General features: G+C 39.0%; 21 protein-coding genes. 14 read left to right on the top strand and 7 right to left on the bottom strand.

From position 1 onward, the window contains the following. Window positions 1-115: 115 nt before the first annotated feature. Both msrB and LV92_RS01760 read right to left on the bottom strand, forming a co-directional pair. Window positions 116-610 carry a peptide-methionine (R)-S-oxide reductase MsrB gene (gene msrB / locus LV92_RS01755; RefSeq protein ID WP_111621956.1) on the bottom strand — a complete coding sequence of 165 codons (495 nt, stop codon included), beginning with the start codon at window positions 608-610 and terminating at the stop codon, window positions 116-118. 160 nt (window positions 611-770) lie between these two features. Next, window positions 771-1,346, bottom strand: a complete 576-nt coding sequence (locus tag LV92_RS01760) for a collagen-like protein (RefSeq protein ID WP_111621957.1) — start codon at window positions 1,344-1,346, stop codon at window positions 771-773. Between the two features lie 182 nt (window positions 1,347-1,528). On the opposite strand from LV92_RS01760, the gene glgB reads away from it, so the two are divergent. The 4 genes from glgB (at window position 1,529) to LV92_RS01780 (ending at window position 8,166) form a co-directional block, all read left to right on the top strand. Continuing rightward, window positions 1,529-3,424, top strand: a complete 1,896-nt coding sequence (gene glgB / locus LV92_RS01765; protein ID WP_111621958.1) for a 1,4-alpha-glucan branching protein GlgB — start codon at window positions 1,529-1,531, stop codon at window positions 3,422-3,424. Window positions 3,425-3,522: 98 nt separating this feature from the next. Further along, a complete protein-coding gene (locus LV92_RS01770; RefSeq protein WP_111621959.1) occupies window positions 3,523-5,922 on the top strand; it encodes a glycoside hydrolase family 31 protein in 2,400 nt (799 codons plus the stop codon). A 39-nt stretch (window positions 5,923-5,961) separates the two neighbouring features. Further along, window positions 5,962-6,771: a M48 family metallopeptidase gene (locus LV92_RS01775; protein ID WP_111621960.1), complete on the top strand. Its 810-nt coding sequence runs from the start codon at window positions 5,962-5,964 to the stop codon at window positions 6,769-6,771. Between the two features lie 72 nt (window positions 6,772-6,843). Continuing rightward, on the top strand, window positions 6,844-8,166 hold the full coding sequence (locus LV92_RS01780; protein ID WP_111621961.1) for an MFS transporter: 1,323 nt from the start codon (window positions 6,844-6,846) through the stop codon (window positions 8,164-8,166). 28 nt (window positions 8,167-8,194) lie between these two features. Here the strand turns inward: LV92_RS01780 and LV92_RS01785 are convergent, their stop codons facing one another. From LV92_RS01785 to LV92_RS01800, 4 genes are read right to left on the bottom strand one after another with little or no spacing between them, the layout of a single operon-like run. After that, window positions 8,195-8,920: a head GIN domain-containing protein gene (locus LV92_RS01785; RefSeq protein ID WP_111622320.1), complete on the bottom strand. Its 726-nt coding sequence runs from the start codon at window positions 8,918-8,920 to the stop codon at window positions 8,195-8,197. A 16-nt stretch (window positions 8,921-8,936) separates the two neighbouring features. Beyond that, the gene (locus tag LV92_RS01790) at window positions 8,937-10,028 is read right to left on the bottom strand and encodes a DUF4097 family beta strand repeat-containing protein (RefSeq protein ID WP_111621962.1); all 1,092 of its coding nucleotides are present in this window, start codon (window positions 10,026-10,028) and stop codon (window positions 8,937-8,939) included. Then, window positions 10,009-10,569, bottom strand: coding sequence for a hypothetical protein (locus LV92_RS01795; RefSeq protein ID WP_111621963.1), 561 nt, complete (start codon window positions 10,567-10,569; stop codon window positions 10,009-10,011). The genes LV92_RS01790 and LV92_RS01795 overlap by 20 nt, the downstream gene beginning before the upstream one ends. Further along, window positions 10,559-11,122 carry an RNA polymerase sigma factor gene (locus LV92_RS01800; RefSeq protein ID WP_111621964.1) on the bottom strand — a complete coding sequence of 188 codons (564 nt, stop codon included), beginning with the start codon at window positions 11,120-11,122 and terminating at the stop codon, window positions 10,559-10,561. The genes LV92_RS01795 and LV92_RS01800 overlap by 11 nt, the downstream gene beginning before the upstream one ends. Window positions 11,123-11,340: 218 nt before the next feature. On the opposite strand from LV92_RS01800, the gene lon reads away from it, so the two are divergent. After that, window positions 11,341-13,791 (top strand): endopeptidase La, encoded by a 2,451-nt coding sequence (gene lon / locus LV92_RS01805; protein ID WP_245946212.1) that lies wholly within the window; start codon window positions 11,341-11,343, stop codon window positions 13,789-13,791. 227 nt (window positions 13,792-14,018) lie between these two features. Next, window positions 14,019-14,711 carry a (d)CMP kinase gene (gene cmk, locus LV92_RS01810; RefSeq protein ID WP_111621965.1) on the top strand — a complete coding sequence of 231 codons (693 nt, stop codon included), beginning with the start codon at window positions 14,019-14,021 and terminating at the stop codon, window positions 14,709-14,711. A gap of 109 nt (window positions 14,712-14,820) precedes the next feature. On the opposite strand, the gene LV92_RS01815 is transcribed toward cmk, so the two are convergent. After that, the gene (locus LV92_RS01815) at window positions 14,821-15,198 is read right to left on the bottom strand and encodes a LysM peptidoglycan-binding domain-containing protein (protein ID WP_110357789.1); all 378 of its coding nucleotides are present in this window, start codon (window positions 15,196-15,198) and stop codon (window positions 14,821-14,823) included. A gap of 264 nt (window positions 15,199-15,462) precedes the next feature. Between LV92_RS01815 and rpsA the strand changes: the two genes are divergently transcribed. The 8 genes from rpsA (at window position 15,463) to ppk1 (ending at window position 24,109) form a co-directional block, all read left to right on the top strand. Next, window positions 15,463-17,304, top strand: coding sequence for a 30S ribosomal protein S1 (gene rpsA / locus LV92_RS01820; protein ID WP_111621966.1), 1,842 nt, complete (start codon window positions 15,463-15,465; stop codon window positions 17,302-17,304). Window positions 17,305-17,589: 285 nt separating this feature from the next. After that, on the top strand, window positions 17,590-18,129 hold the full coding sequence (gene pyrR, locus LV92_RS01825) for a bifunctional pyr operon transcriptional regulator/uracil phosphoribosyltransferase PyrR (RefSeq protein WP_031442958.1): 540 nt from the start codon (window positions 17,590-17,592) through the stop codon (window positions 18,127-18,129). 2 nt (window positions 18,130-18,131) lie between these two features. Continuing rightward, complete coding sequence (locus LV92_RS01830; RefSeq protein WP_031442959.1) at window positions 18,132-19,058, top strand: aspartate carbamoyltransferase catalytic subunit; 927 nt, start codon at window positions 18,132-18,134, stop codon at window positions 19,056-19,058. 7 nt (window positions 19,059-19,065) lie between these two features. Next, window positions 19,066-19,398 (top strand): ribonuclease Z, encoded by a 333-nt coding sequence (locus tag LV92_RS01835; protein ID WP_111621967.1) that lies wholly within the window; start codon window positions 19,066-19,068, stop codon window positions 19,396-19,398. Window positions 19,399-19,543: 145 nt separating this feature from the next. Continuing rightward, window positions 19,544-20,449 carry a ribonuclease Z gene (locus LV92_RS01840; protein WP_111621968.1) on the top strand — a complete coding sequence of 302 codons (906 nt, stop codon included), beginning with the start codon at window positions 19,544-19,546 and terminating at the stop codon, window positions 20,447-20,449. 312 nt (window positions 20,450-20,761) lie between these two features. Further along, a complete protein-coding gene (pdxH, locus tag LV92_RS01845; protein ID WP_111621969.1) occupies window positions 20,762-21,409 on the top strand; it encodes a pyridoxamine 5'-phosphate oxidase in 648 nt (215 codons plus the stop codon). A 136-nt stretch (window positions 21,410-21,545) separates the two neighbouring features. Beyond that, window positions 21,546-22,028: a SixA phosphatase family protein gene (locus tag LV92_RS01850; RefSeq protein ID WP_111621970.1), complete on the top strand. Its 483-nt coding sequence runs from the start codon at window positions 21,546-21,548 to the stop codon at window positions 22,026-22,028. A gap of 2 nt (window positions 22,029-22,030) precedes the next feature. Further along, window positions 22,031-24,109 (top strand): polyphosphate kinase 1, encoded by a 2,079-nt coding sequence (gene ppk1, locus LV92_RS01855; protein ID WP_111621971.1) that lies wholly within the window; start codon window positions 22,031-22,033, stop codon window positions 24,107-24,109. Window positions 24,110-24,118 lie beyond the last annotated feature (9 nt).

The following is a 24,118-nucleotide window of genomic DNA, read 5'->3' on the forward strand; positions in this document are numbered from 1 at the left end:
CATACTGAATCCACACAGAGGCCATTTTAAATTAATTGGAATAAAAAAGGCCGACCTGTTTTCAAGTGCTGGCCAGCCTGAGGAATTGAAAGGATTTTGGAATTGTGGATCAACCTTATTTTTTAGGCACAAAGCTTAAGGCCGCACCGTTAATGCAGTGTCTCTGGCCGGTGGTCTTTCTAGGGCCATCATCAAAAACGTGCCCTAAGTGGCCACCGCAGGTTGCACAGTGTTCTTCTTTTCTGGCATAGCCTAAATCGTAATCCACATCAAAAGCAACATTTCCTTTTATTTCCCTATCAAAACTGGGCCATCCCGTTCCGGAATCAAATTTGTACTCGCTTTTGAAAAGCTCGGTTCCACAGGCAGCACAGGTATAAACTCCCTCTTGTTTGTTGTTAAGTAATTCGCTGGATCCCGGGTTTTCCGTACCTGCTTTTCTAAGGACATAAAACTGCATGTCTGTAAGCTGTTTTCTCCACTCTGCCTCGGTTTTGGTAACTTTAAACTGTTCCTTTTTTTTGGTATCCAATTTGGATGCCTCTTTTTCCTGTGAGGTTCCCTTGCATCCAATAAAAATTACACAGAGTGCGAATATTATTTTTTTCATAGTATATTTTATTTTTTGTGCTTCCTACATTTAGACGAAATAAAAGTGGCTTCCTTTCATTCCTTGACTTACGCCAATTCTATAGTTGGGATTTTAATATATAAAAATAGCCCTTATTTCTTAAAGGAAATAAGGGCCAATTAAATTTTAGATCAAATTTTTAGTCCAGAGTAAATCGCTTAACGTCTATATCTTCAACGCCTATAGTTCTCATTACTGCATTAATATTGGATTTGTCCAATTTCGATTCGGCATATTGGCTTGGAAGAATAACAATTCTGAACAATTGATTGTCCGTAAACCCGGTATCTAAATTGGAAAGGTTAAAATTTCCATCAATAAAAATCTCAACATCTATAAAGGTATGGGCATTGGTGTATTGTATGGTACCTTCCGGTAAAAAGAAATTTTGTGGAATCAGGCTCCATGCATCGGCTGTTGTGTTATCTTGATAATCAACAGGACCATCATATCGGTATACCAAAACCGCATCAGACTCGTAAACTGGGAAACTGGTAAAATCAGAAAATGTAATAATGTAGGAATAGATGTCTCCTCCGGCATCATAGTTGAAGTCAATATTGTCCACTTCAAATACCTGTCCTTCGATACCATCCTCTCCGTCCTGTCCGTCCTCTCCATCAAAACCGTCATATCCCGGAGGTCCTGCCGGTCCTTCGCAGGAGATAAAAAATAAAGCAATAAATGCGCCGAGTACTAAGGTGACTTTTTTCATAATAATTATTTTAGGGATTAATCAATATCTATAAATGTTATTGTATTTTTATAGTAGTTTCAAAAAGCGTTCCATTTTTTATATCTATACTTGCAAAGTTAGGTTTTAAAGAAAACTTGTTATTCTTACAATCCAAAGTTAGGGAACAAAGTTGTCTAAACTGTGCACTAAATAACGTAATCATGACCAAAGTAGTATCCCATAGTTTATTTACAGATTTTGACATTAATCTATTCAAGGCGGGCAAACATTTCAAATTATACGAAAAGTTGGGATCCCACCTTATTGAAGTCAACGGGGTAAAAGGCACTTATTTTGCTGTTTGGGCACCTTCAGCGCGCTCAGTTTCCGTTGTAGGAGATTTTAATAATTGGTACGAAGCAGACCATCAACTGTATGTACGCTGGGACGGTAGTGGTATCTGGGAGGGGTTCGTACCCGATTTGGGAAAAGGTACCCTGTACAAATATATTGTACACTCTACAAATCACGGAGTGGTAACGGAAAAGGCAGACCCCTTTGCCCGAAGCTGTGAACATCCACCTATGACGGCATCTATTGTTTGGGAGGATAAACACAAATGGGGAGACGAAACCTGGATGAAGTTCAGAAAGGAAAAAAATGCCCTGGATAAACCATTTGCTGTTTATGAAGTGCATTTGGGATCTTGGAAACGAAAATCCAACAATGATTATTTGACCTATACGGAATTGGCCGAAGATTTGGTGAACTATGTTAAGGAGATGAATTTCACGCATGTGGAGTTTATGCCAATAATGGAGTATCCATATGATCCATCATGGGGATATCAATTAACGGGCTATTTTGCCCCTACCTCGAGATTCGGAAAACCAGAAGGGTTTAAACTATTGGTAGATGCATTGCACCAAAATGGGATTGGGGTTATTTTGGATTGGGTACCCTCGCATTTTCCGGAAGATGCCCATGGTTTGGGATTTTTTGACGGTTCCCACCTTTATGAACATCCCGATAGTAGAAGGGGCTATCATCCCGATTGGAAAAGTTTGATATTTAATTACGGTAGAAATGAGGTAAGGGCATTTTTGATCAGTAATGCCATGTTTTGGTTAGATCAATTCCATGCCGATGCACTGCGTGTAGACGCGGTAGCATCTATGCTGTATTTGGATTATTCCAGGGATGAAGGTCAGTGGGAGCCAAATATATATGGTAATAACGAGAATTTGGAGGCCATTTCATTTATAAGGGAACTTAATGAAACCGTTTATTCCAATTTTGAAGGAATACAGATGATTGCGGAAGAATCTACCTCCTTTTCAATGGTATCTAAACCAGTGAGTATGGGAGGCCTTGGTTTTGGAATGAAATGGATGATGGGATGGATGCACGATACCTTGGAGTATTTTAAAAAAGAACCTATTTATAGGAGACATCATCAAAATGATTTGACCTTTAGTGCAACCTATGCCTTTACAGAGAATTTTATGTTGCCGTTTTCACATGATGAAGTGGTTTATGGTAAACAGTCCCTGCTGTATAGGATGCCTGGAGATGAATGGCAACGTTTTGCCAATTTAAGATTGCTTTTTGGGTATATGTATACCCATCCCGGGGCCAATTTAATTTTCATGGGCGGGGAATTTGGGCAATCTTCCGAATGGAATTTTCAAAAAAGTTTGGATTGGCATCTTTTACAATTTGACTTCCATAGTGGAATTCAAAAATTGGTAAAGGACTTGAACAAATTATATCAGGAGTATCCGGCTCTCTACGAGAAACAATTTAGTCCGGAAGGTTTTCAATGGATAGATTATGGGGACCATCAAAATTCCGTCCTAACCTATATTAGAAAAGGAAACAATCCTAAGGAGAATATCTATGTAGCCTGTAACTTTACACCGGTTCCGAGGGAAAAATATAGAATGGGAATTTCCAAAACGGGGCAATTAAAGGAAATTTTCAATAGTGATGATACCAAATATGGCGGTTCAGGAATGAAAAACGGCACATTGAAAATTGGTAAAACCGCTTGGCATGGATATGATAAGTCTGTGGAAATCAATATTCCACCACTTGGAGTGGTCGTTTTTAAGTGATTTTAGGTATTATAATGCTACAGAATATAATTGCACCGCATATCATTTCATTAATTCACATGAATGTACTTTTTTTGTATTCGCAAATTTAACCACCCATGATCACTAATACTGAACTTGAATACAAAGGCAATTTATACCCCAATACAATTGTTGAATTTCACAGGGATACGGATAAACTGTTTTTTACCACCTCCAACGGTGTCATTTTGGAGATGACAATATTGCGGGACAGTATATTGAGATTTAGATATGCTACCGAAAATATTTTTGAGCCCGATTTTTCTTATGCCATTAGCGAAAATGTTAGTGTTGGGTTTAATCACCTTAAGGTAGAGGAGACTCCTACAGAATATTTGGTATATACGGCCAAACTAAAAGTGCTCGTAGATAAAAAGACCTTGAGGACCCAGATTTCGGATCTTGATGGCAATATTATTAATGAGGATGAGCTTGGTTTTCATTGGGAAGAAAATTATGAGTTTGGGGGGAATTCCGTAAAAATGAGCAAGATTACCCAAAATGCCGAGAGTTTCTACGGTTTGGGGGATAAAGCCACACATTCCAACCTAAAAGGAAAACGAGTTAGTAATTGGGTAACGGATCAATACGCCTATGGTAAGGATCAAGATCCCTTATATAAGGCAATTCCGTTTTTTATAGGCTTGCACAACAATAAGTCCTACGGAATTTTCTTTGACAATACCTTTAAAACAAATTTCGATTTCGCGCATGAGCGGAGAAATGTAACCAGCTTTTGGGCAGATGGGGGAGAGATGAATTATTATTTCATCTACGGTCCCCAAATGAGCCAAGTGGTCAAATCCTACACCAATTTAACTGGGACGCCAGAGTTGCCGCCAATGTGGGCTATGGGTTACCATCAATCCAAATGGAGCTACTATCCGGAAAGTAACGTTAGGGCCATAGCCAAGAATTTTCGAAAAATGAGGATTCCTTGTGATGCCATTTATTTGGACATCGATTATATGGACGGATTTAAGTGTTTTACTTGGGACAAATCCCGATTTCCGAATCCAAAAAAAATGATTTCGGATTTGGAGGAAAAAGGCTTCAAGACGGTTGTAATGATTGATCCGGGGATAAAGATAGATAAAGATTATTGGGTATATCAAGAGGCTATTGAAAATGATTATTTCTGCAAACGGGCCGATGGTGCGTTTATGAAAGGTAAGGTTTGGCCGGGGGAATGTAATTTTCCGGATTTTACCAATCCCAAGGTTAGGGAGTGGTGGGCCGAATTGTATAAGGAAATGATGTCGGAAATTGGTGTTCATGCGGTTTGGAACGATATGAATGAACCGGCAGTTATGGAGGTGCCCACCAAGACGGCACCTTTGGATACCCGTCATGATTATGATGGACATCCATGTTCGCATAGAAAAGCCCACAATGTATATGGAATGCAGATGGTTCGTGCTACCTATGAGGGTATTAAAAAGTACGTATATCCAAAGAGGCCCTTTGTAATTACCAGGGCCGCATTTGCGGGGACCCAACGGTTTTCTTCTACTTGGACCGGCGATAATGTTGCCACATGGGAACATTTATGGATTGCGAATGTACAGGCGCAACGTATGTGTATGAGCGGATATTCGTTCGTAGGTTCGGATATTGGTGGTTTTGCGGAACAACCCAATGGCGAGCTGTTTGCCAGATGGATTCAATTGGGGGTTTTTCATCCTTTCTGCAGGGTGCATTCCAGTGGCGATCACGGCGATCAGGAACCATGGTCCTTTGATGATGAAGTAACCAATATTGTGCGTAAATTTATTGAATTGCGCTACCAACTTTTGCCATATTTGTACACTATGTTCTACCGGTATTCCAAAGAAGGAGTGCCTATGTTAAAACCATTGGTGCATTTTGATCAAGAGGATCATCAGACGCATTTTAGGACTGATGAATTTATTTTTGGGGAGCAAATTTTGATTTGTCCGGTTCATGAACCCAATGCCCAAGGCAGAAGGATGTATCTGCCCAGAGGTACTTGGTACAATTATTGGACCAATGAAGCTGTGGTTGGCGGTATGGAGAAATGGGTGGTTGCCGGGTTGGATAAAATTCCAATCTTTATTAAGGAAGGGGCTATGATCCCAAAATACCCGGTTCAACAATACGTTGGTGAACTGGAAATAAAAGAAATGGTCTTGGATGTGTACTTTAAAAATGGTGTGGAAACTTCAACGGTCTATGAGGATGGACAGGATGGGTACGATTACAAAAAAGGCAGGTACAGCCTTAGAAACTTTAATTTAAAGGGAAAAGCAAACGAACTGCTTATTCAACAATTTAAGGATGGCAGTTTTATAACTTCCTATGAAACCCTAAAAATGAATCTTCATGGGCTACCCTTTAAAATTAAGAAAATACAAATAGATAATGAGTTTGTGGATTTAAAGGATGTCAAGTTAAACGGGAACAACAATATTCATATCAGCAAGGATTTTACTTTATTGCACATTATTGGTGAGTAATTTTTTGTAATTTTCGGGGAATAAATATCTAATCATAAGATGAAAAAAATAGTTTTAATAATAATGGCCTTTTTAGGGGTAGCGGCCTGTAAGACCAATCCGTTTACAGGGCAAAAGGTTTTGAACTTTTACCCAAACAGTCAAATTTTTCCAACAGCTTTTGCCCAATATGACCAATTTCTTGGAGAGAACAAGGTAATAACCGGAACGGAAGACGCAAAAATGATAACCAAAACGGGTCAGCGTATTGCAGCAGCAGCGGAACGTTGGTTAACTGCCAATGGCTATCCAGGTTACCTTCAGGATTACAAATGGGAATATAATTTGGTGAACGATGAAACCGTTAATGCCTGGTGTATGCCTGGAGGTAAAATTGTTTTTTATACCGGGATTCTTCCAATTTGTAAAGGAGAAACTGGAGTGGCGGTAGTAATGGGCCATGAGGTGGCCCACGCCCTGGCAGACCATGGGGCTCAACGGATGAGTGCTGGAACCTTACAACAATTGGGAGCCGTAGCCGGTAATGTCGTGATACAGGATGAGCAAAAAAGGAACATATTCAATCAAGCTTATGGAATTGGTTCCCAAGTTGGGGTAATGCTTCCTTTTAGCAGAAGCCATGAGACAGAAGCGGATAGAATTGGTTTACAAATTATGGCCATTGCAGGCTATAATCCAGATGAAGCTGCGGAACTATGGAAGAGAATGCAGGCCAATAGTGGAGATGGTGCACCACCTGAGTTTCTAAGTACCCACCCTTCAAATGAAACCCGTATAGCCAACCTAACGGAATGGGCGCCATTGGCCAGACAAGAAGCTGCTAAATTTGGCGTTACCTCTTTTCAATAGTGATTGGTAAATTAAAAATACAGTACAAATTCAATTGGGAAGCTGCTCTAATAGGAGTAGCTTTTTTTATATATGAGTAGAATCCTTCCTATAAAGGGCAGTAAAAAATTATTAAACGCTTGGGCATTTTATGATTGGGCGAATTCTGTTTATAGCCTTGTAATTTCGTCTGCCATATTTCCTATTTTTTATGGAGCCCTGTTTCGAGTGGCCGGAATAGAGAAGGTTACAGTCTTTGGTGGAGAAATTGCCAGAGCACCCCTAATAAGTTATGTTACCTCGGCAGCGTTCTTATTTATAGCCTTAATAACACCAATTTTATCTGGTATTGCAGACTATTTGGGGAACAAAAGGCTCTTTATGAAGTTGTTTTGTTACTTGGGAGCCTTGTCCTGTATAGGGCTATACTGGTTTTCCCTGGAGAATATTTACTTCAGTCTGGTTTGTTATTTTTTTGGATTGGTGGGATTTTGGGTAAGTTTTGCCTTTAACAACTCTTACCTGCCCGATATTGCTTTTCCAAGACAACAGGATAGAATTAGCGCAAAAGGCTTTTCACTGGGCTATATAGGAAGTGTTATTTTACTGCTATTTAATTTGGCAATGGTCATGAAGCCCAATCTCTTTGGGATAGAAACCGACGCTCGTGGAATCGCCGAAATTAAGGCTATGAGGTATTCTTTTCTAACGGTAGGCCTTTGGTGGATAGGGTTTTCCCAGTATAGTTTTTACTTTCTTCCCAAGGGGTTTAAAAGGGAAGGGGTTAGGCAACATGTAATTCTTAATGGTTTTAGGGAGCTAAAAAATGTATGGCATCAAATTGGGGGGCAAATAAAATTGAAGCGATATTTGGCCGCCTTTTTTATCTATAGCATGGCCGTGCAGACCGTGATGTTGATTGCCACTTATTTTGGGGAAGAGGAGATTCAATGGTCTTCAGATTCCGAAAGGACTACAGGATTGATAGTTAGTATCCTTCTTATTCAGCTTGTTGCCATTGCCGGGGCAACACTTACGGCCAGGGCATCCAAAACTTTCGGCAATATTGGGACACTTATTGTGGTGAATATACTCTGGGTATTGATTTGCATTTATGCTTATTTTTTGATCACACCTATGGATTTTTATATAGCTGCAGGGTGCGTCGGAATCGTTATGGGGGGAATCCAGGCACTTTCTAGGTCCACATATTCCAAATTTATTCCAGAAACCATAGATACGGCATCGTTCTTTAGTTTTTATGATGTAGCGGAAAAGATAGGAATTGTAATAGGTACCTTCTTATATGGTTTTGCGGCCCAATATTTTGGAAGTATGCGATATGCCATTATTTTGCTCGGATTGTTTTTTATGGCAGGAGCATTTCTTCTGACCAGAGTAAATAGGGCCAATTAAATCTGAGTTATTAAGGGAGTGTTTTCCTTTAATGTTGAGTGATATCCCCGGATCCTGAAACTTTAGTGTCAATTCTTTCAGGATTGCCCCGATAATCTATATCGCCCGAACCCGACACTTTTGCAATTATTTCCTTAATGGCCGTCACCTTAACATTTGCAGAACCCGAAACCGTGGCATCCACGTTGTCGGCAATTAGGTCATAGGCATTGATATCTCCCGATCCCGAGATGGAAGCAACAAAATCACTTGCTTTTCCACTTAAGGCCATATCCCCGGAACCGGACATGCTTGCTTTTAAGGAATTTACATCCAGAGCTATGATAATGTCACCGGAACCAGATATAGCGGTTTCAAAATTATTGGCCTTTAAGGTCTTTTTGCCAACAATCTCCCCCGAGCCGGATAAGCTCAAGGCCGAAATACTTTCCACAGGAATGGTTATGGAAACCCCTCTTTTCCATGAAGTCGGATTTAGGTTATATCCGTTTTTTACTTTTATCGTTAATTTGTCGCCCTTTACTTCGGTAATAATATGGTCCAATATATTTTGTTCCCCCTCCAATGTGAGCATACCTTCCTTGCCATCTACCAACTCAATATCAAAGAAACCTGAAATAGCTATTTGATCATAGTCCTTTGTTGTTCTCACTAGGGTAACCTGATTGCCGCTACCATTTATTTTATCGTTTCTTTGGGCACTAAAACTGCCAATGATAAATAGACTTAGTAGGGTGGTTGTTAAGTGTTTCATATTTTTCTGTTTAACGTTATTTTTTATTAAATGAAATCCCGCCATATTCACTGGTAATAGTCATTAGATTACCACTGTTTTGCCTTCCGTAAAAGCCTTTCAAATATTTTTGGTTGGATTTTTCATTGCTAATGTTTATCTCAAATTCATCCTTTCCGCTTACTCCGGCATATTTTGTATCAATTTCAAAATCGAAATGATAGGCTGGGGAATAACCTATTTTTATGCCGGTGTATTCCGTGTTTATCTTTAGGTTTTTGGCATCGGGTGCCATCTCGTCAATTCTCACCGATCCGTAGCTGGATTTTATATCCATGTTGCCGTGTATTGTTCCCAAGCTTACATTTATATAATCTCCATTGCCCTGAACATTTCTGGCCTCCCCGATTTCCAATTTACCATAATCGCAAACATAGGACAGATCTTCCATTGTCTGTACAGTGGCATTGGTGTAGTCGGCAACGATATCCAGATTTCCTGCCTTTTCAATGGTAAAGCCGGAATAATCGGCATTGATTTTACCGCTGTTGATATATCCTATTGTGGATTTTGAAGTATAATCGAAGGATAATTGGTTGCTTCTGCCGTGCAGTTCCCCAATTTCCAATCGGCCATAGTCGCAATTAATTTTGGCGTGGCCGTCTATTCTGTCCAATATAATACTGCCGTAGTCGTTACTGAGATTAACACTGTTCTTAACGGGGATTTTTACCGTATAGTTTACCTGCATATTTACAGTATTGCTATTGCCCCAATTCCATCCCCAACTATTTTTATCCTTGTTAAAGACGGTAGAGGCAGAAACCATAGTGCTGTTGCCCTCAAAATCCACGGTGATTTCATCCAGCTTACGCTGTACCTTATCTTCGTTGTCCCCAGTGGTCTTAATATGTACCTCTATAGTTATCCTATCCTGGTTCCAAGAGCTTATATTTAAATTACCATAGCTATTGTCTATTTTCAATAAGGCTTCCAAATTTACTTTGTACTCTTTTTTAATGGTTTTTTCCTTGGTATACTTCCCTCTGGGCATATCATTGTTGGAAAAGGAACTAATGGGAACAAGCCATAATAGGGCGAGTATATATCTAAGCGGTAATATTTTCATTTTCGTAGTTTTTAAAATTTTTAATTTCTTCAATTTGTTCCAACACTTCATTCAAAAGATCTATTCTGGTCTGAAAATTGGTAATCATGGCGCTTAATATCAATTTGCTATTGCCGCCATCCAATAGATCCTGCTCCATCTTTTTGTAATCGTGGTCCAAGTTCCTAAGTTGGATCATGGTATCGTCAATCAATTTTTGAGTCTCGGGCGTACTTTCGTTTTGCATTTTTTTTACCTGATCCTCTATAACACTGGCAAAATAGTATTCCGAGTTCGTGATTTCCGGGGAAATTTTGGAAACCTGCTGCTGCACGCTTGGGGATGTGTAAAGGAAATGGAATCCTATGCTGCACAATATTAGGATGGCAGCGGCTATGGATAGTGGCTTCCATCCGAAGCGCTTCTTTTTGGTTTTTACTACCACTTTGGACGAGGCTTCTAATTTTGCCAAGAACCTTTGTCTGTGTCCATCTACCGGTTCCGAGGTATCAAAGGAGCCCTTTAATTCCCCAAACAGTTTGTCTAAATCATCAGTTTTCATGGTATTCGGTATTTAATTTCTGTCTAAGGCTTTCTTTGGCCCTTGAAATCATTGTTCTGCAATTGGCATAACTCAAATTCATTATTTCGCTTATTTCTTCGTAATCATACCCTTCAATTAAATGTAAGGTCAAAGAAATTCTGTAATTGTCTTTTAACAGCTTCATGGTTTCAATCACTTTTTGAGCCTTTAGTTCAATCATTCCATTATCTGGGACACATCCATCGTTGTCTTCGACCTTGTACATTACATTTCCAAGATCTACTTCTTGGCGTTTCAACCTCTTTTTATATTGATGAATACTATTGTTGACCACAATTCGTTTCAGCCAGGCTCCAAAGGAAACTTCTCCCTTAAATTGGTCCAATTTGGTCAGTGCACTTAATAGCGATTCCTGCATTACATCTTCTGCAATGGCGCTGTCTTTTACAATCCTATAGGAAACATTGTACATTCCCTTGTAATAGCGATTGTAAATCTCTAATTGCGCGTTCCGGTTGCCATTCAAGCACAATGGTATCAACTCATCAATATGTCTCTTTTCTAGGCTCAAAAAGGTAATGGTTTGCTTAATAGATGAGGTAATTTAGGGAATGTTACAGTTTATTTATAAAAAGATTCTCTTTGTTGGCATAAGAATTGCCCAAATAGAAATAAAAGGAAATGCTAGAATCCTCAACCTACTGATTATTATAGGGAAAGTAGGTATACAAAGGATTTAATATAAATTATTTTTCTGTCTTTGAATGACAGAATGACCGAAATTAGAATATGGCTAAAACAAAAAACATACAATTTGACACTATGTCATTTCACGGGATTGATGAGGATGCGGAGTTAATACCCTTGATGACACCTGAAGATGAGGAGGAAATCAACAATGAAAAGTTACCCGAAACCTTGCCTATATTACCATTGCGCAACACTGTGTTGTTTCCCGGGGTAGTTATTCCAATAACAGCAGGGAGGGATAAGTCCATTAAATTGATAAAGGATGCCAATAACGGATCAAAAGTTATTGGTGTGGTAGCTCAAAAAGATGAGGAAACAGAGAATCCTGGCGTAAAGGATATCAATACTCTGGGGACTGTGGCAAGAATTTTAAGGGTGCTGCAAATGCCCGATGGAAACACAACCGTGATCATTCAGGGTAAAAAACGATTTGAAGTGGCCGAAGTGCTTACCGAAAAGCCTTACATCACCGCCACTGTGAGGGAAACAACAGAAGTTAGACCGGCACGTGAAGACAAGGAGTTTAGGGCCATCATAGACACTATAAAAGAACTGTCATTGCAGATTATTAGGGACAATCCCAATATTCCCAGTGAGGCTTCTTTTGCCATAAAGAATATACAGAGCGATTCTTTTTTGATAAATTTTGTCTCCTCCAACCTCAATTTGAGCGTAAAGGATAAGCAGGAATTATTGGAGATCGGAAGTTTACAGGATCGTGCATTGGCCACCCTTAAATATATGAACATTGAGCTTCAGAAGCTGGAACTTAAAAATGATATTCAGTCCAAGGTCCGAACTGATATGGATCAGCAACAGCGGGAGTACTATCTTCATCAGCAAATGAAAACCATTCAAGAGGAATTGGGTGGACTTTCTTATGAAGAGGAAGTGGATGAGATGCGCAAAAAGGCCAAAAAGAAGAAGTGGAACAAAGACGTTGCCGAACATTTTGAAAAGGAATTGGCAAAAATGCAACGGATGAATCCGCAGGTGGCGGAGTATTCCATTCAACGTAATTATTTGGATTTGTTTTTGGACCTTCCCTGGAACGAATATTCCAAGGATAAGTTCGATTTAAAAAGGGCCCAAAAAATATTGGACAGGGACCATTATGGTCTGGAAGATGTTAAAAGAAGGATCATTGAATATTTGGCGGTGCTAAAATTGAGGAATGACATGAAATCGCCTATCCTATGCCTGTTTGGACCTCCGGGAGTTGGTAAAACCTCCTTGGGCAAATCTGTGGCCGAGGCTTTGGGAAGGGAGTATGTGAGAATTTCACTAGGTGGTCTCAGGGACGAAGCCGAGATTCGCGGGCACCGTAAAACTTATATAGGAGCCATGCCCGGTAGAATTGTTCAAAGTTTAAAAAAGGCGGGTAAGTCGAACCCTGTTTTTATTTTGGACGAAATAGATAAGCTGTCCAATAGTCATCAAGGTGATCCTTCCTCGGCTATGCTGGAGGTTTTGGATCCGGAACAGAACAATGAGTTTCACGATAACTTTTTGGAAATGGGTTACGACCTTTCCAAAGTAATGTTCATTGCTACGGCCAACAGCTTATCGGAAATACAGCCTGCCCTTAGGGATAGAATGGAAATTATACACGTAACCGGGTATACCATAGAGGAAAAGGTGGAAATTGCCAAGAGGCATCTACTGCCAAAGCAGTTAAAGGAGCATGGTTTAAGTGTAAATCATCTGAAAATTGGCAAACCTCAATTGGAAAAGATTGTCGAGGGCTATACCAGGGAATCCGGGGTTAGGTCTTTGGAAAAACAAATAGCCAAAATGGTGCGTCATGCCGCGAAATCCATAGCAATGGATGAGGAATACAACCAAAAGGTTTCCTTTGAAGATGTAGAAAAGGTTTTGGGACCTGCACGAATGGAAAGGGATAAGTACGAGAATAATGACGTTGCCGGTGTTGTTACAGGATTGGCCTGGACCAGTGTTGGTGGGGATATTTTATTTATCGAGTCCATTTTGTCCAGGGGAAAAGGTACCCTGACCATTACCGGTAACTTAGGTACGGTGATGAAGGAGTCTGCCACGATAGCCATGGAGTATATTAAATCCAATTCGGATAGGTATGGTATTGATCCAGAAGTATTTGATAAGTACAATGTACATATTCACGTTCCGGAAGGGGCTACTCCAAAAGACGGTCCCAGTGCGGGGATTACCATGTTGACCTCCTTGGTATCCTTGTTTACCCAGAAAAAAATAAAGAAGAGCTTGGCCATGACGGGAGAAATTACCCTAAGGGGTAAAGTGCTTCCTGTAGGAGGAATAAAGGAGAAGATTTTGGCCGCAAAGCGAGCGAGAATTAAGGAGATCATTCTTTGCGAGGATAACAGGAAGGATATTTTGGAGATCAAGGAGGATTATTTAAAGGGCCTTACTTTTTATTATGTGAACGACATGCAGGAGGTGATAGATATTGCCATTACCGATGAGTCCGTTAAAAATGCAAAGCAACTTTAAGGAGATTTTTATATCAATATATTAAAAGTACCTACTGGGAGATTAGTAGGTACTTTTGTTTTTTAAAGATGGCTATGTTAAAGATGGCTATGTTTAGGTAATTAGAGTTTCAGCAAGATAGGAATGTTGTCTGGGATTCAAAATTTGTAAGCTTTCCCTTGTCTAACTGTTAATATTTAGGCTTGTCGATGTGCTACATTTGAGCAATTCTTATTATTTTTAAGCCCATGGGAAAGATTACAATTGCAATAGATGGATATTCATCTACAGGAAAAAGTACTATCGCCAAACAATTAGCGAAGGCATTGGATTATGTTTACGTAGATACAGGGGCCATGTACAGGGCGGTAACGCTTTTTGCTATGCGCGAAGGTTTTATTGGGGGTGAAAAAGACAATCTGGAAGGATTGGTCAATGCCCTTCCCTCTTTGGATCTTAAATTTGTATACAATAAATCCCTTGGATTTTCTGAAATGTTTTTGAATGGGGAGAATGTGGAGAAGGAAATCCGGACATTGCCGGTTTCCCAACAAGTTAGTAAGATTGCTACCATTGAGAAAGTTAGGTTAAAATTGGTGGGGATGCAACAGGAAATGGGCAAAAAGAAAGGAATTGTAATGGACGGTAGGGACATAGGGACCGTGGTCTTTCCCAATGCCGAATTTAAAATTTTTATGACGGCTTCTCCTGAGACTAGAGCGTTTAGAAGATATAAAGAGCTTTTGGACAAGGGGGAGAAGGTCTCGTATAAAGAAGTGTTGAAGAATGTTCAGACCCGGGATTATATTGATTCCCATCGTGAATTTTCACCCCTGAGAAAAGCGGATGATGCCATAGAATTTGATAATAGTGATATGGGTTTAAAGGAACAATTGGAACGCATATATAATTTTGCTCTCCGTAAAATTGAAGGAAAATAGAAATTTCTATTTATTAGATCTTCTCAATATCAATTCGGGCGGAGTTAGGAAGTTAATAGCCTTAGTGGCATGAACCCCGGACTCCGCCCGAATTTAATTTGTGCTTCCCTTAGTTGGGGATAACCAATACTTGGTCTGGATGAATAACATCCGGATTTTTTAGGATATTGGTATTTGCCTCAAAGATTTTCTTGTATTTCATAGGGTCGCCATAGTATTTTTTGGCAATCTTACTTAGGGACTCTCCACTTTTTACAGTGTGTCTGTGATAAACGCTTTCATCGGCAACGGTAATATTGGCTTTAATATCCGAAGGATTTTCTCCGCCCAATTCTTTTATTTTATCCCATAAAAGATTTTTCTCGTACTGGGTTGCGGCCTGCCCTTTTATTTTTAGAATACCTGCTTCCTCACTTACATCACCATCCTTTATTTTTAACTGCTCACCAAGGTTTAGGACAGCTTGATATTTTGCTTTAACACTCATAATCGTATTTTTTTTAACGGTTAATATTTATGGCTTCAAGATAGGGATTCTTGGCATAGTTTTCATTCATTTTCGGAAAATAGTCAAGTAATTATCACTCATCTCATTATTAGGTTTGTAAAACCATTTTTTAATTGTATTTTTGCACTCCTTTTTTAGCAAAGTATCGAGAGAAAAAAGGAACGAAAAGAAAATCAATATAACTTCTTCTGTGGTAATTGTTAACTCTTGTAACTCCATGGAATACAAAATTATAATCAGCAAATGGCTGAAGAAAAAACAACAGTTGAGGTAGATGAAACTGCCGCAACTACACAAGAAACAAAAGTAGAAGCCCCAGTACAGGATCCAAAAGAGTTTTTGGCTAGTTTTGATTGGGACAAGTACGAACAAGGAATTGAGCGCGTTGATGACTCCAAATTAAAAGAATTTGAAGAATTAGTCGCTGAAAATTTTGTAGATACTGCCGATGCGGAAGTAGTAGAGGGAACAGTAGTATACCTAACGGAGCGTGAAGCAATTATTGATATAAATGCTAAATCTGAAGGTGTTATTTCTCTTAACGAATTCCGTTACAATCCTGACCTAAAAGTTGGTGATAAGGTAGAGGTGTTGATCGATATCCGTGAGGATAAAAGTGGACAGTTGGTACTCTCACATAGAAAGGCAAGAACTATCATGGCTTGGGATCGCGTAAATGCTGCCCATGACAAAGAAGAGATTGTTAGTGGTTTTGTTAAGTGCAGAACTAAAGGAGGTATGATCGTCGATGTTTTTGGAATTGAGGCATTCTTGCCAGGTTCTCAGATCGATGTTAAACCTATCCGCGATTACGACCAATATGTAAACAAGACTATGGAATTTAAGGTGGTTAAGATAAACCACGAATTTAAAAACGTAGTAGTTTCTCATAAAGCGTTGATCGAGGCTGATATTGAAGAGCAGAAAAAAGAGATCATTGGTCAATTGGAAAAAGGACAAGTATTGGAAGGTGTTGTTAAAAACATTACTTCTTATGGTGTCTTTATTGATCTTGGTGGTGTAGACGGATTGGTACATATTACCGATCTATCTTGGAGCAGAATCAACCATCCTAATGAAGTGGTGGAATTAGACCAGAAATTGAATGTTGTAATTCTTGACTTTGATGAGAACAAGTCTAGAATCCAATTAGGTCTTAAGCAATTGGAGAAACATCCTTGGGATGCTCTTAGCGAAGACATTAAAATTGGAGACAAAGTTAAAGGTAAGGTAGTCGTTATTGCAGACTACGGTGCATTTATCGAAGTTGCAGAAGGTGTTGAAGGATTGATTCACGTTTCTGAAATGTCTTGGTCTACACATTTACGTTCCGCTCAGGATTTCGTAAAAGTTGGTGACCAGGTTGAAGCTGTAGTATTGACTTTGGATAGGGAAGACCGTAAAATGTCTCTTGGAATTAAGCAATTAACTCCAGACCCATGGACTGATATCACTACTAAATATCCTGTTGGATCTAAGCACAAAGGAATTGTTCGTAATTTCACCAATTTCGGTGTGTTTGTTGAATTGGAAGAAGGAATAGACGGGTTGATCTACATCTCCGATCTTTCTTGGACCAAGAAAATTAAGCATCCATCAGAGTTTGTAACCGTAGGTGATACTTTGGAAGTTGAGGTATTGGAATTGGATGTTGAAGGTCGTAAATTAAGTTTAGGGCATAAACAGACTACAGAAAATCCTTGGGATAAGTACGAAACTGAATTTGCATTGGATACAGTTCACAAAGGAACTATCGCTGAAATAGTGGATAAAGGAGCAACTATCGATTTCAACGAGGATATCGTTGCCTTCGTACCATCACGTCATTTGGAAAAAGAAGATGGCAAGAAATTGGTAAAAGGTGAAGAGGCCGAGTTCAAGATCATTGAATTCAACAAAGAATTCAAAAGGGTTGTAGCTAGTCACACCGCTATCTTTAGAGAAGAGGAACAACGTAATGTAAAAGCTGCCGTTAAGAAAGCTGCAGCCTCTGCTGATGAAGCTAAGCCTACTATAGGTGATGCCAACGAAGCATTGCAAGCGTTGAAAGATAAAATGGAAGCTAACGACAAGAAAAAGAAGTAAGCTTTTAGATTATTGAACAAGGGAGCCCTGTCATTTGTCAGGGCTTTTTTATTGCCAAAACATATGTAATTTCAATTTCTCTTGGAGTTGCAATTGAAGTTGAGTTTAATTCATGTATTGTACTTGCCTGGAAAGTTAAGTAATATGCAACCCTAGGGTTATCAGGGAATTGCCAATAGGCTTAAATTCCTTATTGCTGTTTTGTGGTGGTCTTTTGTCTTTATGCCGCCAATATTAAATAGAAATCCCTACTTTTGTATTTCAAAAGCATTGGCCAAATCATCTATGAGTCAAAAAGTATTACTTTCTTCCAAAGAAATAAATATTATCCTGCATCGCCTGGCCTGTCAATTATTAGAAAACCATCTCGATTTTAAAAATACCGTTCTTATAGGGATACAACCTAGGGGGATATTTTTGGCTTCACGTCTAGCCAAGATCCTTAAAGAGGATTATGGGGTGAAAAAAATCGATTTAGGATTCTTGGACATAACATTTTATCGCGATGATTTTAGGAGAGGCGATAAGACCTTGGAAGCCAACAAGACTAAAATTGATTTTCTTGTAGAGGATAAGAAAGTAGTTTTTGTGGATGATGTACTTTATACCGGTAGAAGTATAAGGGCCGCTCTAACGGCTATACAATCTTTTGGCAGACCTTTGGAAATAGAGTTGTTGACATTGATCGATAGGCGTTTTAGTAGGCATTTGCCCATTCAGCCCAATTATAGGGGGCGGCAAGTAGATGCAATAAACGGAGAAAAAGTAAAGGTAATGTGGGAGGAAAATGATGGGGAGGATGTAATATATTTAGTAAAGACATAGGTATGGGCGAATTAAGTGTAAAACACTTGTTGGGAATCAAGTATCTGAAAGAATCGGATATCCAGCTCATTTTTGAAACTGCAGATCACTTTAAGGAAGTGATCAACCGATCTATCAAAAAAGTTCCTTCCTTACGCGATATTACCATAGCCAATATATTTTTTGAAAACAGTACCCGTACACGACTTTCTTTTGAATTGGCGGAAAAAAGGTTGTCAGCAGATGTTGTTAATTTTTCTGCAGCACAATCTTCGGTGAAAAAGGGGGAGACCTTGATAGATACCGTAAATAATATCCTTTCCATGAAGGTAGATATGGTGGTAATGCGCCATCCCAATCCTGGAGCTGGAATATTCCTTTCCAAACATGTTAAGGCCTCTATAGTCAATGCAGGGGATGGTGCCCATGAGCATCCTACCCAAGCCTTGTTGGATTCCTATTCCATAAGGGAAAAATTAGGGGATGTAGCAGGGAAAAATGTGGTCATTGTGGGGGATATTCTTCATTCACGGGTGGCACTGTCCAATATCTTTGCCTTGCAACTACAAGGTGCCAATGTAAAGGTTTGCGGACCCAAAACCTTACTGCCCAAACATATAGAATCTTTGGGTGTTACTGTAGAAACCAATTTGCGAAAAGCGCTGAACTGGTGCGATGTTGCCAATATGCTGCGTATTCAGAATGAACGGTTGGATATTAGTTATTTCCCTACAACAAGGGAGTATACCCAGCAGTTTGGGGTTAATAAAGCCTTGTTGAATAGTTTGGACAAGGAAATTGTAATTATGCACCCGGGGCCCATTAACCGCGGAGTAGAAATAACCAGTGATGTAGCGGATTCAAAACAATCCATTATATTGAACCAGGTAGAAAATGGGGTAGCTATACGTATGGCAGTGATTTATTTACTGGCGTCAAAAATTAAATAACAAGCCTATGATTTTGGATAAAGAAGGGAATGTAACCACCGTGCTTCAAGAGAATATCTCATTGAACCAGTTTCTTTCCAATTTTAGGGACATGTATCCCAAGATTAAGAACGATCATATTATTGTGAATCTTTTTTCCTTTTCAAAACTTACTTCCAGCGATGTTTTGGAATTTTTGGAGCTCTCCGATGCGCATAGAAAGACTAAAAAATCCTTCGTCCTGGTAACCGAAAAAGTATCCTACGATGAAGTTCCTGACAAGATAGTTGTTGTGCCTACCATTCAAGAGGCAAAGGATATTATAGAAATGGAGGAGATAGAAAGGGACTTGGAACTTTAAAAAATTATAATTTATAAGTGATAGTGGAGGAAAGATTTTAAATGATGTGATTGCCAAATTTATTAGGTTATTACTGTCCATTAGGGGTCTTTTAAATATAACCAGGGAATAATCTTCCATTTTCCACTTTCAATATTTCATTTTTATGAAACTAACCGTATTGGGTTGTTATGCAGCAACACCAAGATCTTTGAACAATCCTACATCACAAGTACTGGAGATTAAGAATCAATTGTTTTTAATTGACTGCGGGGAAGGTACACAGGTACAGTTGCGCAAGAGCAAAATAAAATTTTCCCGTATCAATCATATTTTAATATCGCATTTACACGGAGACCATTTTTTTGGCTTGCCCGGGTTGATATCTACTTTTAGGTTATTGGGCAGGACCAATGAATTGCATGTTTATGGTCCAAAAGGAATTAAGGAAGCTATTACCCTATTGCTCAAATTGGGGGATTCATGGACCAATTATCCCCTTATTTTTCACGAATTAACTTCAACAGAGCAAGAAAGGATTTATGAGGATGACAAGGTGTCCATAACCACAATTCCATTGGAACACAGGGTATATACCAATGGTTTTCTGTTTAAGGAGCAGCCAGGAGAACGAAAATTAAATGTAAAAGCCGTTGCCAAATATAAAATAGACAAATGCTATTTTCAGAATATCAAAAACGGCAAAGACGTTGTTTTGGAGAACAATACTGTTGTTCCCAATGCCCTATTGACTTTTGATCCTCCCGCTCCCAAAAGTTATGCTTTTTGTAGTGACACTGCCTTTTCAACAAAAATTATTCCTTGGATCCGGAATGTGGATGTGCTATATCATGAGGCTACCTTCTTGGAGACAGAAAAAAGATTGGCCCCGAAAACTAAACATGCCACCGCCAAAGAGGCCGCTACCATTGCCAAAGAAGCCAATGTAGGGATGTTGATATTGGGACATTTTTCCACTAGATATCAATCTTTGGACCTGTTTAAGGAAGAGGCCAAAACCATATTTCCAAATGTGGAACTAGCAGACGATGGTAAGGAGTTTGATCTGTAGCTTGGAGAAATCGCAATAATTTTGTTGGGTAATGAATGTTTTTATTTTAAAGCTATATGCCCTGCTGTTCTGACCCAGTAACTTTGAAACCTACCAGGCCTCTTATGCGATACACTTTAAAATTTTAGGTTTTGATTTAGGGCTTAAGTATTGTTTTGTAGGGACTATTCCTAAACTATAATTGTGCCTAAGTATGTTGGTCAATCCTTGGTTTCCAAAGGTTAAAAAAACTCTACTTACTTTTCGTGTTTCAGTTTGTTTTATGCAATTTTGTATAGTAACTTTTCACGATAATAATAGCCAAGAGGACATATGCAAAAAGACCTAGGGAATTACAGGAAATCCTATGAAAAAAGCTCGCTTACCGAAGAGGTTATTTCGGATAACCCTATGGAGTTATTTCAAAAATGGTTTTATGAGGTTGAGGCATCAGATGGGGTAGATGAACCCAATGCCATGACGGTCTCTACCATAGGTTTGGACGGGTTTCCAAAAAACAGGGTGGTACTCTTGAAAAAGTACACCTTTGAAGGTTTTATTTTTTATACCAATTATGAAAGTGAAAAGGGGAGGGCCATAACCCAAAATCCCCATGTTTGCATTTCTTTTTTTTGGCCCAATATGGAAAGACAGATCATTATAAAGGGAAGAGCTGAGAAAATAGCTGAAAATTTATCTGACGGCTATTTTGAATCGCGACCAGATGGTAGCAAACTGGGTGCAATAGTATCCAACCAGAGCGAGGTGGTTCCTAGCAGGGATTATTTGGAAAAGAAATTAAAGGATTTGGAGAAGGAGTACGAAAATAAGGAGATAGAACGTCCCAAATATTGGGGCGGATTTATTGTAAAGCCGGTGTCCATAGAATTCTGGCAAGGCCGGCCCAATAGATTGCATGATAGGATACGATATAGCCTACAGGCCAATTACGATTGGAAAATTGAAAGGTTGGCCCCATGACGCTTGGCCGGCACATTGTATTTGAATAGTAGTGTGCTTGTGCGAATTATTATATGGAAACAGAGCTAAGAAACAATGGCACACGCTCTCAGTTTTTAGCTTTCTTTTTTGGAATGAATTAAAATATCTTAAACGTATGAAAACGGTAATATTGGTAAGGCACGGAAAATCGTCTTGGGAATATAATGTTTCGGACAGGGATAGGCCCCTAATGGAAAGGGGTATAAAGGATGTGAATAAGGTGGCAAAGGAATTCTTATCCAGTTCAATCCACATTGACGCTGCTTATTCCAGTCCCGCCAATAGGGCTTTGCACACGGCTATGATTTTTTTGAGAACTATAAATTTTCCACATACACAGTTTGAAGTGTCCAATGAACTTTATGACTTTTCAGGTGAGGACGTATACCGATTTTTAAAAGGATTGAACAATGATCAGGATACGGTTATTATTTTTGGACACAACGAAGCCTTTACACATATTGCCAATTCTCTAGGAAACATGTATATTGACAATGTTCCCACTAGTGGGTTGGTACAATTAAAATTTGACACAAACGAATGGAGTGCCCTAACAAAAGGAATTACGGTACAGACACTTTTCCCAAAACAGTTATAAGAATGATCAAGAGTAAAAATCAATATATAAATAGAGAAATTAGTTGGTTAAGTTTTAATGAGAGGGTTTTACAGGAAAGTGCGGACAAGAATGTTCCTTTAATAGAGCGACTCCGATTTTTAGGGATATTTTCCAATAATTTGGATGAATTTTTTAAAGTAAGGTATGCTACCGTCAAAAGAATTGTAGAAGCTGGCAGAACAGGAAAGAGTGTTTTGGGTGGGGAAACGGCAAAGGATCTTCTCGAGGAAATTACGGAGATTGTAATTAAGCAGCAAACCAAAAGCTTAAAAATCCTTAGCGATATTGAAAAGGAATTGGAATCTCAGAATATCTTTTTGATCAATGAAAAGAAAATAACGGAGTCCCAATGTTCCTTTATTAAAAATTATTTCATCGAAAAGGTCAGTCCGGTTTTGATGACCATTATTTTGAACGATTTGGCCGGCTTCCCCATGCTTAAGGATACAGCGGCCTATCTGGCGGTTAAATTGATATTAAAGAAACAGCCTGGTAGCAAATCCAATGTTAAAGAAAAGCGATATGCACTTATAGAAATTCCTAAGGGTATAGACCGTTTTGTGGTTTTGCCGAAAGAGGGTGATAAGTACTATATCATCATTCTAGATGATCTTATCAGGTATTGCCTAGGGAGTATTTTTAATATGTTCGATTATGAATCCATATCGGCACATATGATCAAAATTACCCGTGATGCCGAGTTGGACATGGATAATGATCTAAGCAAGAGTTTTATTGAGAAAATATCGTCCAGTGTAGAGCATCGAAAAATAAGTGATCCCGTGCGTTTTGTTTACGACAAGAGCATTGGTAAGGATACCCTCGAATTCTTAAAGGAAAAAATGGACATAGAGGATACGGATAGTGTAATTCCTGGAGGAAGATATCATAACAGACGGGACTATATGGGCTTTCCAAGTTTGGGAAGAAATGATCTAATGTACGATAAGATTGCCGCATTGCCGGTAAAGGGAATATCGATGGAAGGGAGCCTTTTTGAGCGGATAGCGGAAAAGGATTTCCTACAATATACCCCGTACCAGACCTTTTCGTATATCATTAAATTTCTAAGGGAAGCGGCCTTGGATCCCAAGGTGAGAAATATCAAGATTACGGTTTATAGATTGGCCGATAACTCCCAAGTAGCTGCATCCTTGATCAATGCCGTAAAAAATGGAAAACATGTTACGGTGCAGATAGAATTGCAGGCCAGGTTTGACGAACAGGCCAATATTGAATATGCAGAACAGTTACAGGCAGAGGGGGTAAAGCTTATTTTTGGTGTACGGGGGTTAAAGGTGCACAGTAAAATTTGTCTTGTAGAACGTGAGGAAGACAGCCAAATTAAACGTTATGGTTTTGTTAGTACCGGCAATTTTAATGAATCAACGGCCCGTATCTATACCGATTATACTTTGTTCACGGCACATGATGGCATATTGAAGGAATTGAACAAAGTTTTCGATTTCTTTGAGACTACCTATAAGATCAATAAATATAAACATCTGATAGTTTCTCCCCATTATACCAAAAATGTGTTCAAGAAGTTGATCGATAAGGAAATTCAAAACGCAAAGGCGGGTAAAGAGGCCTATATTAAGATAAAAATGAACAGCTTTACGTCATATAAAATGGTGGACAAGCTGTATGAGGCCAGTAGGGCCGGTGTAAAAATTCAGCTCATAATCAGGGGTATTTGCTGTTTGGTGCCGGGTGTTAAGGGGATGAGCGAAAACATAGAGGCTATTAGTATTGTGGATAAATTTTTGGAACATCCAAGAGTATTCATTTTTGGAAATGATGGTAATTCCAAAGTATATATATCCTCCGCCGATTGGATGACAAGAAATTTGGATTATCGTGTAGAAGTTGGAGTGCCTATTTATGATGGTGACGTTAAACAGGAACTTCTGGATACCTTTGATATTTCTTGGAGGGATAACGTAAAAGCAAGGGTTTTTTCCGAAAGGCACGATAATGCTTATAGAAAGAACAATAACCCCAAAATGCGTTCACAATTCGCTACCTATGATTATTACCTTAATAAATTGAATTCCTAAAAAAAACAG

This window comes from Arenibacter echinorum, from assembly GCF_003259375.1.
Taxonomy (GTDB): Bacteria; Bacteroidota; Bacteroidia; order Flavobacteriales; family Flavobacteriaceae; genus Arenibacter; species Arenibacter echinorum.

Excerpts from the sequence above, each read along its gene's own strand:
- msrB (WP_111621956.1), bottom strand. The coding sequence starts at position 610 with ATGAAAAAAATAATATTCGCACTCTGTGTAATTTTTATTGGATGCAAG.
- LV92_RS01760 (WP_111621957.1), bottom strand. The coding sequence starts at position 1,346 with ATGAAAAAAGTCACCTTAGTACTCGGCGCATTTATTGCTTTATTTTTT.
- glgB (WP_111621958.1), top strand. The coding sequence starts at position 1,529 with ATGACCAAAGTAGTATCCCATAGTTTATTTACAGATTTTGACATTAAT.
- LV92_RS01770 (WP_111621959.1), top strand. The coding sequence starts at position 3,523 with ATGATCACTAATACTGAACTTGAATACAAAGGCAATTTATACCCCAAT.
- LV92_RS01775 (WP_111621960.1), top strand. The coding sequence starts at position 5,962 with ATGAAAAAAATAGTTTTAATAATAATGGCCTTTTTAGGGGTAGCGGCC.
- LV92_RS01780 (WP_111621961.1), top strand. The coding sequence starts at position 6,844 with ATGAGTAGAATCCTTCCTATAAAGGGCAGTAAAAAATTATTAAACGCT.
- LV92_RS01785 (WP_111622320.1), bottom strand. The coding sequence starts at position 8,920 with ATGAAACACTTAACAACCACCCTACTAAGTCTATTTATCATTGGCAGT.
- LV92_RS01790 (WP_111621962.1), bottom strand. The coding sequence starts at position 10,028 with ATGAAAATATTACCGCTTAGATATATACTCGCCCTATTATGGCTTGTT.
- LV92_RS01795 (WP_111621963.1), bottom strand. The coding sequence starts at position 10,569 with ATGAAAACTGATGATTTAGACAAACTGTTTGGGGAATTAAAGGGCTCC.
- lon (WP_245946212.1), top strand. The coding sequence starts at position 11,341 with ATGGCTAAAACAAAAAACATACAATTTGACACTATGTCATTTCACGGG.
- cmk (WP_111621965.1), top strand. The coding sequence starts at position 14,019 with ATGGGAAAGATTACAATTGCAATAGATGGATATTCATCTACAGGAAAA.
- LV92_RS01815 (WP_110357789.1), bottom strand. The coding sequence starts at position 15,198 with ATGAGTGTTAAAGCAAAATATCAAGCTGTCCTAAACCTTGGTGAGCAG.
- rpsA (WP_111621966.1), top strand. The coding sequence starts at position 15,463 with ATGGCTGAAGAAAAAACAACAGTTGAGGTAGATGAAACTGCCGCAACT.
- pyrR (WP_031442958.1), top strand. The coding sequence starts at position 17,590 with ATGAGTCAAAAAGTATTACTTTCTTCCAAAGAAATAAATATTATCCTG.
- LV92_RS01830 (WP_031442959.1), top strand. The coding sequence starts at position 18,132 with ATGGGCGAATTAAGTGTAAAACACTTGTTGGGAATCAAGTATCTGAAA.
- LV92_RS01835 (WP_111621967.1), top strand. The coding sequence starts at position 19,066 with ATGATTTTGGATAAAGAAGGGAATGTAACCACCGTGCTTCAAGAGAAT.
- LV92_RS01840 (WP_111621968.1), top strand. The coding sequence starts at position 19,544 with ATGAAACTAACCGTATTGGGTTGTTATGCAGCAACACCAAGATCTTTG.
- pdxH (WP_111621969.1), top strand. The coding sequence starts at position 20,762 with ATGCAAAAAGACCTAGGGAATTACAGGAAATCCTATGAAAAAAGCTCG.
- LV92_RS01850 (WP_111621970.1), top strand. The coding sequence starts at position 21,546 with ATGAAAACGGTAATATTGGTAAGGCACGGAAAATCGTCTTGGGAATAT.
- ppk1 (WP_111621971.1), top strand. The coding sequence starts at position 22,031 with ATGATCAAGAGTAAAAATCAATATATAAATAGAGAAATTAGTTGGTTA.